This window comes from Curtobacterium sp. 8I-2, assembly GCF_902506155.1.
In the GTDB taxonomy this organism is placed as follows: Bacteria; Actinomycetota; Actinomycetes; order Actinomycetales; family Microbacteriaceae; genus Curtobacterium; species Curtobacterium poinsettiae.
In genome coordinates this window covers 799,289-811,007 of the sequence record NZ_LR732827.1, presented here as the reverse complement: position 1 = coordinate 811,007, position 11,719 = coordinate 799,289, and the positions used below count along the sequence as shown (strand labels likewise).

The window sequence follows — 11,719 nt, the reverse complement described above, 5'->3', positions numbered from 1 at the left end:
ATTGACCACGTGAGCAGAGCGGACCTGAACAAGCGCCCGGACGAGGTGGCGGCGATGTTCGACGACGTCGCGGCCAAGTACGACCTCACGAACGACATCCTGTCGGCGGGCAACGCCCCGCTGTGGCGTGTCGCCACCGTCCGCGCGGTCGACCCCCAGCCCGGCGAGAAGGTCCTCGACATCGCCGCGGGCACGGGCACCAGCGCGGCGGCCTTCGCCAGGAAGGGCGCCGAGGTCACCGCGCTCGACCTGTCCGCGGGCATGATCGCCGTCGGCCGTGAGCGTCACCCCGAGATCACCTTCGTCGAGGGCGACGCCGAGCAGCTGCCCTTCGACGACGACACGTTCGACGCCGTCACGATCTCGTTCGGACTGCGCAACGTCAACGACCCGAAGCAGGCGCTCGCCGAGATGCTCCGCGTCCTGAAGCCCGGTGGCCGAGTCGTCATCTGTGAGTTCTCGACGCCGCCGCGTGCGCTGCTGCGCTTCGGCTACGGCACCTACCTGAAGCGCGTGCTCCCGGGCATCGCGCGGCTCTCGAGCAGCAACCCGGCTGCCTACCGGTACCTCGCCGAGTCCATCGACGCGTGGCCCGACCAGCAGGTGCTGACCCAGTGGCTCCGCGGTGTCGGCTTCTCGGTGGTCGCCTACCGCAACCTGACGGCCGGTATCGTCGCACTGCACCGTGGCCGCAAGCCCGTCGCCGACACGGTGCGCGAGTCCGCGGCACGGCGTGCGAAGGCCCGCCGTGACCACCAGAACACCGGCGAGCAGCCGCGCGTCGACCCGGCCGCCGACTGACCGGTCACCACCCCCGAAGACGGAGCAGCACTTGAATCCGAGCGTCCCGGTCGCACGTCGCGCGCCGAGCCTGCGCGCGTCGCTGGGCATCGGCGAGCGGTTGTTCGCCACGCCCGCCGACCGTCGCTTCATCTCCGCGGTCGACGACGGGCTCGAGCTCGTCGAGCAGGGGCTCGAGGACGCCATGCGCTCCACCGACACCCTCGCCGACACCACCAGCCGGTACCTGCTCTCCGCCGGGGGCAAGCGCATCCGTCCGACGCTGACGCTCCTCATCGCGCAGCTCGGCGACGGCGTGACCGACGCGGTGGTCAAGGCCGCGGTGAGCATCGAGACCACCCACTTGGCGTCGCTCTACCACGACGACGTCATGGACGAGGCGCCGGTGCGCCGCGGGGTCCCCGCCGCGCAGATCACCTACGGCAACAACGTGGCGATCCTGACCGGTGACCTGCTCTTCGCCCGCGCCAGCCTGATCACCGCGGACCTCGGCACCGAGGGCATCCGGATGCAGGCCGAGACGTTCCAGCGCCTCTGCATGGGCCAGCTGCACGAGACCACCGGTCCGCAGTCGCACGACGACCCGCTGGAGCACTACATCCAGGTGCTCAGCGACAAGACCGGTTCGCTCATCGCCACCGCCGCCCGCGCGGGTGTGATGTTCTCCGGTGCCGACCGTGCCTACCTCGACGCCGTCGGCACCTTCGGCGAGAAGGTCGGTGTGGCCTTCCAGCTCGTCGACGACGTCATCGACCTCGCACCCGCGACGGACAAGACCGGCAAGATCGCCGGCAACGACCTGCGCGCAGGCGTCGACACCCTGCCGATGCTGCAACTGCGGCGGATGGCCGTGACGGACCCCTCGGCACAGCACCTGGTCGAGCGCATCGAGCGCGACGTCAACGGCGCCCCCGACGACGTGGTCGACTCCGCTCCGTACCAGTCGGCCGTCTCCGCCCTCCGTGAGCACGAGGCCACCGCAGCGACCCGTGCGGTCGCCGTCGCCTGGGCCCGCGAAGCCGTCGACGCCCTCGCTCCGCTGCCCGACGGCATCGTGAAACGGGCGCTCACCCGCTTCGCGGACTCCGTCGTCGACCGAAGCCGCTGAACACCCCTCCCGACACGGCACGCCCACCGCGGCACGGTCGGGAGGTACCCCCGGGAACCCCCACCCGAACGAACTGGAGACGATCAGTGCCCACCCTCCGACTCGCCATCGTCGGCGCCGGCCCGGCCGGCATCTACGCCGCGGACATCCTGCTGCGCGAGGCCCGCGGTTACGACGTGTCGATCGACCTGTTCGAGCAGCTCCCGGCGCCCTACGGCCTGGTCCGGTACGGCGTCGCCCCCGACCACCCGCGGATCAAGGGCATCATCAACGCCCTGCGCGACGTCCTCGACCGCGGGGTCGTCCGGCTGTTCGGCAACGTCCGCTACGGCGAGGACATCACCCTCGACGACCTCAAGAAGCACTACAACGCCGTCGTCTTCTCGACGGGTGCGATCAAGGACGCCGACCTCGACATCCCCGGCGTCGACCTCGACGGCTCGTACGGTGCAGCCGAGTTCGTGAGCTGGTTCGACGGCCACCCCGACGTCCCGCGCACCTGGCCGCTCGAGGCCGAGAGCGTCGCGGTCATCGGCGTCGGCAACGTGGCCCTCGACGTGTCGCGCATCCTGGCGAAGCACGCCGACGACCTGCTGCCGACCGAGATCCCAGAGAACGTGTACCAGGGACTCAAGGCCTCGCCGGTCACGGACGTGCACGTCTTCGGCCGCCGTGGCCCGGCGCAGGTGAAGTTCACACCCCTCGAGCTCCGTGAGCTCGGCGAGGTCCGCGACGTCGACATGGTCGTCTACGACGAGGACTTCGACCACGACGAGGCATCGAAGACCGCGATCGCGACGAACAAGCAGGTCATGGTCATCAACCGTGTCCTCGAGCAGTGGCGCACGCGCGAGGTCGGCCAGGCCAGCCGTCGGCTCCACCTGCACTTCTACGCGAAGCCGATCGAGTTCGTCGGCGACGAGCAGGGCAAGCTGACCGCCATCCGTTACGAGCGCACCCGTCCGAACGGCGAGGGCGGCGTCGAGGGCACCGGCGAGATCCGCGAGATCCCGATCCAGGCCGCCTACCGCGCCGTCGGGTACTTCGGTTCCCCGCTGCCCGGTGTCCCGTTCGACGAGCGGCACGGCGTCATCCCGAACCACGAGGGCCAGGTCCTCGACGACGACAACCAGCAGATCCCCGGTGTGTACGCCACCGGCTGGATCAAGCGTGGTCCGGTCGGGCTCATCGGGCACACCAAGTCCGACGCCATGGAGACCGTGCAGCACATCGTCAACGACCAGGCGAGCTGGTGGACGCCGGAGGACCCCTCGGACGAGGCGATCCCGGCCCTGCTCCGCGAGCGCGGTGTCGAGTACACCGACCTCGAGGGCTGGCACCACCTCGACACCCACGAGCAGGCCCTCGGGTCGATCGACGGCCGCGAGCGCATCAAGGTCGTCCCGCGCGACGAGATGATCGACGTCTCGCTCGGCCGCGTCGACGCACCGACGAGCTGACTGCCGTGACCGACACGCGCCCCGTCCCGCCCACCGCGGTGCGGGGCGCGTCTGCGTCGGGGGTCCGGTTGCAGGGCGTCGACGTGGCGCGCGCGATCGCGCTGCTCGGCATGGTGGCCGCCCACGTCGGCGGCATCGCGGAGCAGCTCGAGTGGACCGACCCGGCGACCTGGACCGCCGTCGCCCACGGCCGCCCGTCGACCCTGTTCGCAGTCCTGGCCGGTGTCTCGATCGGCTTGACGAGCGGCCGCACGGACCCGCCCGGCCCGCCGACGATCGGACGGATCCGCGCCCGGCTCGCGATCCGTGCGGTGGTGGTGGTCGTCATCGGCTTCGCGCTGATGGCGCTCGACACCCCGGTCTACGTGATCCTGCCGACGTACGGGGTGCTGTTCCTGCTCGTGGTCCCGGTGCTCCGCCTCCGGCCGGCGGCGCTGCTCGGCATCGCCGCCGTCTGCGCGCTGCTGTCGCCCGTCGCCGCGCTGGCGATCGCCCCCGCCTACGCGGATGCGGGCATGGTCGGTGTCCAGCTCGGCCTGGTCTACCCCGTGGTCACCTTCTTGGCGTACGTCCTGGTGGGGCTCGCGGTCGCCCGGGTCGGCCTGGAGGACCGTGGCCGGCAGGTCGCGCTCCTCGTGTCCGGCGCACTGGTCGCCGCCACCGCGTACGTCGCGGGCTCGTTCCTCGCCCCGCTGCCGGACGACGCGGCCCTGGCGTTCCCCGGCGTGCCGTACGCGGGCGAGGGCTCGACCCCCGGCCAGGCGCTCGCCCAGCTGTTCCTGTCCCCGCGTGACCACTCGTCGTCGGTCGTCGACGTGCTCGGGACGGCCGGCGTCGCGGTCACGCTCATCGCGCTCTGCGTGCTCGTGTTCGACGGCCGCGGGCGGGTCGCCGAGCGGATCGCGTTCCCGCTCGCCGCTGTCGGGTCGATGCCCCTGACGGTGTACTCGGGGCACCTCGTGGTCCTCGCGACGCTGCCGACGTACCCCGAGTCGGCCGAGGCCTGGGGCTGGTTCGCCCTCGGCTCGGTGGTCTTCGCGATGCTGTGGCGGCGGTTCCTCGGCCCCGGCCCGCTCGAGCGGGTGGTGGGAGCCCTGGCGTCCCTCGTCCCGCTGCGCTGAGCGCACCTGGCGGACCCGCACCGGCCACGGAACACTTACCGCACGGTGCAGGGTTGTCCGTTCACCGCGGGCTTGCTCGCCGGGTGCCCCGCTGTCGCGACGCACTGTGCGGCCAAGGTCGCACCGGGTGGAGGGCGACGCACGGTGCGCGACGGAGGCGACCCGCGCCTCCCCTTCGCACCGTGCGTGGTTGGTTGTGCGACGCGGGGCGCACGGCATCCTGAACCGGCCCCGAACGCCACGCACGGTGCAGGGTTGTCCGTTCGCCGCGGGCTTGCTCGCCGGGTGCCCCGCTGTCGCGACGCACTGTGCGGCCAAGGTCGCACCGGGTGGAGGGCGACGCACGGTGCGACGGTGCGCGCCGCCACGGTGCGCGCTGCGACGCTGCGACGCTGCGACTACTGCAGCGCCGCCGTGAGCCGCGCGACGTTGTCGAGCACCTTGGAACGGCGCGGACGGTCGACCCACTCGTCGAGCGTGAGCTCGAAGCTGTGCTGCTTGTACGCTTCCTGCACCTCGCGCAGGGCGTCGACGAAGCGGTGACCGCGCACCATCACGGAGACCTCGAGGTTCAGGCTGAACGAGCGCATGTCCATGTTGCTCGAGCCGATCACCGACACCTCGTCGTCGATCGTGAAGTGCTTGGCGTGCAGGATCGTCGGCGCGCGGTAGAGCCAGATCTTCACGCCGGCCCGCAGGAGTCCCTCGTAGTAGGAGCGCTGCGCGTGCCAGGTCATCGTGTGGTCGCCCATCTCGCCGACGAACAGTTCGACCTCGACCCCACGCTGCGCCGTCGTGGTGATGGCGTAGAGCATCGAGTCGTCCGGCACGAAGTACGGCGAGGTGATCGACACCTTCTGCTGCGCGGAGTAGAGCAGCGCGTTGAACAGGCGCAGGTTGTTCTCGCCGTCGAACCCCGGCCCGGACGGCACCACCTGGCAGTCGAGCGCGTCGCCGCGGTCGGCCCGCTGGACGGGGTCGCTCTCACGCAGCAGCAGCTCGTCGGTCTCGCTGTACCAGTCGGTGACGAACAGGGCGTTGAGCCCGGCGACGACCGGCCCCTCGAACCGGGCGAACAGGTCCTTGTAGACCATGCCCTTCTCGACGTGGGACTTGATGTCGTAGGAGGCGTCGATCAGGTTCTGCGAGCCGGTGAACGCGACCGAGCCGTCGAGCACCATGATCTTCCGGTGGTTGCGGAGGTCGGGACGCTGGAACTTGCCCTGCAGCGGCAGGAGCGGGAGCATCAGGTGCCACTCGATGCCCGCCTGGTCCATGAACGCCAGGGTGTCCTTGTACCCCGGGTATCCGCGGCTGGCCCAGTGGTCGAGCAGGAACCGCACGGTCACACCGCGGGACTGCGCCCGCGCGAGCGCCTCGAAGAAGGGCCGGGTGGTGTCGTCGAGCGTCGCGATGTAGAACTCGACGTGCACGAAGCGGCGGGACTGGTCGATCGCCCGGGTCATCTCGGCGATGGACTCCTCGGAGTCGGGGTAGAGCTCCGCCGAGTTGCCCCCGACCAACGGCATCGCTCCGAGCTCGCGGTTCAGCCGTGTGACGCTCTCCAGCCACGCGGGCCACGGGTGGTCACGGCGGACCCGCTCGATGCCCTCGGTCTGCTCGAGGATGTACGCGTTGATCTCGGTCTGCTTCTCGCGTCGGGCGCGCGGGAGCTTCGTCGACCCGATGACCAGGAAGACGATGAAGCCGATGTAGGGGATGAGGAAGATCGCGAGCAGCCACGCCGTCGCGGTCTGCGGCTTCCGGTTGATCGGGACGTAGATGATCGAGAAGACGCGGATCGCCAGATCCAGCAGGACGAGCAGGACGGTGATGACGACGGTGAGCCAGTGCTCCACGGGGTGCCGGTGTCGGGTGTCGTTCGCAGGGGCCGCGGGTCAGCGGAAGTTGATGAACTGCAACGGGACGTCGAACTCTTCACCCTTGAGGAGCTGGATCGTGTTCTGCAGGTCGTCACGGCTCTTCGACGAGACGCGGAGCTCGTCACCCTGGATCTGGCTCTTCACGGTCTTCGGGGCGTTGGCCCGCAGGAACGCACCGATCTTCTTCGCCACGTCCTGCTCGATGCCGTTCTTGAACTTGACCTCGATGCGGTACTCCTTGCCCGAGGGGTACGGGTCGCCGGCGTCCAGGCTCTTCAGGCTGATGTTGCGCTTGATCGCCTTGCTCTGCAGCACGTCGAGGACCGCCTTGGCGCGCTCTTCCGAGTTCGCCTTGATCAGGACGTCCTCACCGCTGAACGCGACCGAGGCGTCGGCACCCTTGAAGTCGTACCGCTGCTCGATCTCCTTGGCCGCCTGGTTGAGGGCGTTCTCCGCCTCCATCTTGTCGACCTTGCTGACCACGTCGAAGGAACTGTCTGCCATGCGGAACAGCCTAACGGCGGAGGGCCCGCGTCGCCGGTTCCCGGGCGACGCGCCAGCGGCGTCCGGGCCGTGCCGATGGGGAGGGAGGCCGGGTTCCGGTCGCGCGGATCGCTGACGGTGGTCACGACCACCGTCAGCGATCCGCTATGCTTTTGTGCGCGCCTTCGGTTGGTGATCACACCGGCTGGGTGCGCATGGCAAGTTACCCAAGCGGCCAAAGGGATCTGACTGTAAATCAGCCGGCGTAGCCTTCGGGGGTTCGAATCCCTCACTTGCCACCATCTGATCGGCCCCGTCCACTGCGGACGGGGCCGACGGTGTTTCCGGGAGGATGGGTGCATGGCCTCCGACCTCACCCCCGCCCAGTTCGCCGACCTCGCCGAGTCGATCGCCCGTGACGCCGCGGCGCTGGCCGCACGGCGCCGCGCCGAGGGGGTCGAGGTCGCGGACCGGAAGTCGAGCATCGTCGACGTGGTCACGGCCGCTGACCGCGAGGTCGAGGCGCTGATCCGTGCCCGCATCGCCGAGGCCCGTCCCGACGGCGCCTTCCACGGCGAGGAGTCCGGATCCGCCTCGGGTGCCTCGGGCATCACGTGGGTGGTGGACCCGATCGACGGCACGGTCAACTACCTGTACGGCAGCGACGAGTACGGCGTGAGCATCGGTGTCGTCCGCGGCGGGGCCGACCCGATGACCTGGGAGCCGATCGCGGGCGTCGTCGTGGCACCGGCGACGGGCACCGTCTTCCGCGCGGCCGCCGGACAGGGCGCGACGCGTGACGGGGAGCCGTTGTCCGTCGCCGCGCCCGGGTCGCTGGCGGAGACGCTCGTCGCCACCGGGTTCGGGTACACGGCAGACCGTCGTCGCGAGCAGGTGGCGGTGCTCGCCGGTCTCATCGGCGAGGTGCGGGACATCCGCCGTGGGGGAGCGGCGTCGCTCGACTGCTGCGCGGTCGGGGCGGGGACGGTGGACGCCTACTACGAACGCGGGATCAACCCGTGGGACATGGCGGGCGGGGCCCTCGTGGCACAGGAGGCCGGCGCGACCATCCGCATCTGGGAGGCCGGGGGGACCCGCTCCTTCCTGTTCGCGAGCCCCGCCGTCGCCGACGAACTCGAGGCGCTGGTGCGTCGGCTCGAGGCCGGTGCGCTCGAATCCGTGCCGGCCTGACGACCCGCCGGGCACCACCTCCGGGGGTCCTGGGTGGACATGACCACGACTGGCGACCTGGGACGTCGCCTGCTAGCGTGCTCAGGTCCCGTTATCTGCTCGTTACCAACGAGTGGGCCCTTCTCCGATCAGGATCGCCACCGCACGCATGCCCCGTACTCCTCTGTCGTCCGCTCCCACCGACGGTTCCGTCGACGCCGCCACCCCGGTCGTCCACCAGACCCGACGCGCTCGGATCGAGGCAGAACGAGCAGCGGCCAAAGGCTCGACCACGGCGCAGGACTCGACGGGTCCGAGCTTCGACGACGTCATCGGAGCGGCCACGCCGGGGACCCCTGCGGCCCCCGTGTCGCCGATCGACTTCGCGCCGGCATCGCCTGCGCGCCCGGCCTCGCGCATCCAGACGCCGCCGGCACCCACCTCGCCCGACGTGCAGGCGCAGTCCGTCGCCCCCGTCGTTCCCGTGTCCGAGCCCCGCCGCGTGGCCGGTCAGGTCCCCGCCTCACGCCGCCGCAACGGCCGGACAGCCACGACGGCCCCGGCCCCGGTCGACCGCGCGACGCGCCACATCCCCTCCACCAGCACACCCGTCGCAGCGCCGACCCGGAAGCGGGGCGCGTCGTTCCGCCGGTCGGCCTCGCGCGTGACCGCCGTCGGTGCCCTGCTCTTCGCGGCCGGCCTGGTCGTCTCGACCTCCCTGCCGGCGCAGGCCCTCTGGGTGCCCGAGTCCGGGTCGACCGCGGCTCGTGCCACCTCCGGTGGTGCCACCCAGTCGATGCAGGTCGGGGCCGCCGCCGACGGTTCCACCGCCCGAGACCAGTTCACGGTGTCCGACGCCACGCAGTACGCCAACGTCGACTCCTCGAGCTTCACGAACGACCCGACGGGCACGATCCAGTGGCCGTTCCTGACCGGCGTCCCGATCACCTCGGGCTTCGGTGGCCGCCAGGTCGCCGGGTGCTCGTTCTGCTCGACGAACCACATGGGCGTCGACTTCGCACCGGGTGAGGGCACCCCGATCGGTGTCATCGCCGCCGGCACCGTGATCAAGGTGCAGGCGAACGACGGCGGCTTCGGCAACGACGTCTGGGTGGAGCACGACGTCGACGGCAAGCAGTTCGTCAGCGTCTACGGCCACATGGAGGACAACTCCTTCAAGGTGGTCACCGGCCAGCACGTCGAGGTCGGCGACATCCTCGGTCTCGTCGGCAGCACGGGCAACTCCACGGGCCCGCACCTGCACCTCGAGGTCCACGTGGACGGAGTCCCGGTGGACCCGCTGGCGTGGCTCAAGGCCAACGCGAACTAGCGGCCCACGACGCGGCACGCCCGGGCGTCTCGTCCGGTTCCGGAGCAGCGTCGGAGGTCTGCTATCCTCGTGTGGTGCCGTTCGCGGCACATCGCCCCGATAGCTCAGTGGTAGAGCACCTCCATGGTAAGGAGGGGGTCGTCAGTTCAATCCTGACTCGGGGCTCCGACCCGGTGCGCACGCCGCTCCGGATCTCTGGCGGGGTAGCTCAGTTGGTTAGAGCACACGACTCATAATCGTGGGGTCGCGGGTTCAAGTCCCGCCCTCGCTACGCGCAAGGCCCTCTCGTCCAGGATCACCTGGGTCAGGGGGCCTTCTCTGTTGGTGGCGGCGCACACCCCTGCTGCGCCGCCCGACTGTCCGACTGCCCGACCGCCCGCTCAGTCCACCGCTGCTTCCGCGTCGGCATCGACGTTCTCCTGCGCGGCGAACTGGGTCCGGTGCAGCTCCTCGTACCGCCCACCGGCGGCCAGCAGCTCGTCGTGTGTGCCGCGCTCCACGATCGAGCCGTCCTCGACCACCAGGATCAGGTCCGCGCTGCGGATGGTGGAGAGTCGGTGGGCGATCACCATCGCGGTCCGTCCCTCGAGCGCCTCGCCGAGTGCGGCCTGCACGGCGGCCTCGGACGTCGAGTCCAGCGCTGCCGTCGCCTCGTCGAGGATGACGACGCGCGGCTGGGCGAGCAGGAGCCGCGCGATGGTCATGCGCTGCCGCTCACCGCCGGACAGCCGGTAGCCGCGTTCTCCCACCATCGTGTCCAGCTGGTCGGGCAGGGACCGGATGAGCGGTTCGAGACGAGCGCGACGGACGGCGTCCCACACCTCGTCCTCGGTCGCCTCGGGCCGCGCGAACCGCAGGTTGGAGCGGATGGTCTCGTGGAACAGGTGGCCGTCCTGCGTCACCATGCCGAGGGTGTGCCGCATCGAGGCGAAGGTGACGTCGCGGACGTCCGTGCCCGCCAGGCGGACGGTGCCGCTGTCGACGTCGTACAGGCGCGAGAGCAACTGCGCGACCGTGGACTTGCCCGCACCCGACGTCCCGACGAGGGCGACGGTCTGGCCCGGCTCGATCCGGAAGGACAGCCCGTGCAGGACCTCCTCGCCGCCGCGGGTGTCGAGCGTCGCAACCTCCTCGAGCGAGGCGAGGGACACCTTGTCGGCGGACGGGTAGGCGAATCGGACGTCGTCGAACTCGACGGACACCGGCCCGTCGGGGATGGTGACCGCGTCCGGCTGCTCCTGGATGAGCGGTTCGAGGTCCAGGACCTCGAAGACGCGCTCGAAGCTGACCACCGCGCTCATAATCTCCACCCGGGCGTTCGCCAGGCTGGTCAGCGGCGCGTACAGGCGGGTGAGCAGGAGCGCCAGGGTGACGACCTCGCCGGTGTCCAGCCGCCCGGCGAGCGCGAGGAAGCCGCCGAGCCCGTACACGAGCGCCAGGGCGAGTGCGGAGACGAGCATCAGTGCGGTGAAGAAGACGAACTGCAGCATCGCGGTCCGGACCCCGATGTCGCGGACGCGGGCAGCGCGGACGCGGAACTCCTCGGCCTCCTCGTCGGGCCGACCGAACAGCTTGACGAGGGTGGCGCCGGGTGCCGAGAAGCGCTCGGTCATCTGGGTGCTCATCGCGGAGTTGTGGTCGGCGGCCTCGCGGCGCAGTGCGGCCAGGCGGCTGCCCATCCGGCGCGCGGGGACCAGGAAGAGCGGCAACATCACCACGGCGAGGACCGTCACGAGCCACGAGGTGCTGAGCATGACGATCAGGGTGAGGACCAGCGCCACCAGGTTCGTGACGACGCCGGACAGGGTGCCGCTGAAGGCCTGCTGCGCACCGATCACGTCGTTGTTCAGGCGGCTCACGAGCGCGCCGGTCCGGGTGCGGGTGAAGAACGCGATCGGCATCTTCTGCACGTGGTCGAAGACGGCGGTGCGGAGGTCCAGGATCACGCCCTCGCCGATCCGTGCCGAGTACCAGCGTGTCGTCAGCGACACGGCGGCGTCGGCGACGGCGACCAGGGCGATGACCACGGCCAGCCGGACGATGGTGGCGACCTCGCCCCGGGCGACGATGACGTCGACCACCCGTCCCGCGAGCACCGGCGTCGCGACGGCGAGGAAGGCACCGACGACGGAGAGGGCGATGAACACCAGCAGCTTCGCCCGGTACGGCACCGCGAACGTCAGGATCCGTCTAACGGTCGCGCGGGAGAACCCGTGCTTGCCGCCCTGCGCGGACGAGATCTTGTACAGCGAGCTCCAGGCAGCGCTCTCCATGCTCATGGCGGTTCCTTTCCCGGGCCCCGCGCCCAACCTAGATGGCCGACGGGGTCATCGGTGACCGATCCGGGCACGGTCCGCCGGGCG

The 11,719-nt window shown here is 70.6% G+C and carries 9 protein-coding genes and 3 tRNA genes; 9 read left to right on the top strand and 3 right to left on the bottom strand.

Features of this window, described 5'->3' with window-relative positions:
* Positions 1-9: 9 nt before the first annotated feature.
* From BOSE127_RS07485 to BOSE127_RS07470, 4 genes are all read left to right on the top strand, one after another.
* Positions 10-801, top strand: coding sequence for a demethylmenaquinone methyltransferase (locus tag BOSE127_RS07485; RefSeq protein WP_159556753.1), 792 nt, complete (start codon positions 10-12; stop codon positions 799-801).
* Positions 802-832: 31 nt separating this feature from the next.
* On the top strand, positions 833-1,909 hold the full coding sequence (locus tag BOSE127_RS07480) for a polyprenyl synthetase family protein (protein WP_017888623.1): 1,077 nt from the start codon (positions 833-835) through the stop codon (positions 1,907-1,909).
* Between the two features lie 86 nt (positions 1,910-1,995).
* The gene (locus BOSE127_RS07475) at positions 1,996-3,369 is read left to right on the top strand and encodes an FAD-dependent oxidoreductase (protein ID WP_159556751.1); all 1,374 of its coding nucleotides are present in this window, start codon (positions 1,996-1,998) and stop codon (positions 3,367-3,369) included.
* Positions 3,370-3,374: 5 nt separating this feature from the next.
* The gene (locus BOSE127_RS07470) at positions 3,375-4,490 is read left to right on the top strand and encodes a heparan-alpha-glucosaminide N-acetyltransferase domain-containing protein (protein WP_159556749.1); all 1,116 of its coding nucleotides are present in this window, start codon (positions 3,375-3,377) and stop codon (positions 4,488-4,490) included.
* Positions 4,491-4,888: 398 nt separating this feature from the next.
* On the opposite strand, the gene cls is transcribed toward BOSE127_RS07470, so the two are convergent.
* Together cls and BOSE127_RS07460 are read right to left on the bottom strand one after the other, a co-directional pair.
* On the bottom strand, positions 4,889-6,349 hold the full coding sequence (gene cls / locus BOSE127_RS07465) for a cardiolipin synthase (RefSeq protein ID WP_159556747.1): 1,461 nt from the start codon (positions 6,347-6,349) through the stop codon (positions 4,889-4,891).
* A gap of 39 nt (positions 6,350-6,388) precedes the next feature.
* Complete coding sequence (locus BOSE127_RS07460) at positions 6,389-6,877, bottom strand: YajQ family cyclic di-GMP-binding protein (protein ID WP_017888627.1); 489 nt, start codon at positions 6,875-6,877, stop codon at positions 6,389-6,391.
* A gap of 196 nt (positions 6,878-7,073) precedes the next feature.
* Between BOSE127_RS07460 and BOSE127_RS07455 the strand changes: the two genes are divergently transcribed.
* From BOSE127_RS07455 to BOSE127_RS07435, 5 genes are all read left to right on the top strand, one after another.
* Positions 7,074-7,158, top strand: a tRNA-Tyr gene (locus BOSE127_RS07455).
* Positions 7,159-7,216: 58 nt separating this feature from the next.
* Positions 7,217-8,047, top strand: coding sequence for an inositol monophosphatase family protein (locus BOSE127_RS07450; RefSeq protein WP_159556745.1), 831 nt, complete (start codon positions 7,217-7,219; stop codon positions 8,045-8,047).
* Positions 8,048-8,195: 148 nt separating this feature from the next.
* Positions 8,196-9,356, top strand: a complete 1,161-nt coding sequence (locus BOSE127_RS07445) for a M23 family metallopeptidase (protein ID WP_017888629.1) — start codon at positions 8,196-8,198, stop codon at positions 9,354-9,356.
* Between the two features lie 93 nt (positions 9,357-9,449).
* A tRNA-Thr gene (locus BOSE127_RS07440) sits at positions 9,450-9,521 on the top strand.
* Positions 9,522-9,553: 32 nt separating this feature from the next.
* A tRNA-Met gene (locus BOSE127_RS07435) sits at positions 9,554-9,627 on the top strand.
* 109 nt (positions 9,628-9,736) lie between these two features.
* Here BOSE127_RS07435 and BOSE127_RS07430 read toward each other — a convergent pair.
* Positions 9,737-11,635, bottom strand: coding sequence for an ABC transporter ATP-binding protein (locus tag BOSE127_RS07430; RefSeq protein ID WP_017888630.1), 1,899 nt, complete (start codon positions 11,633-11,635; stop codon positions 9,737-9,739).
* Between the last annotated feature and the right edge of the window lie 84 nt (positions 11,636-11,719).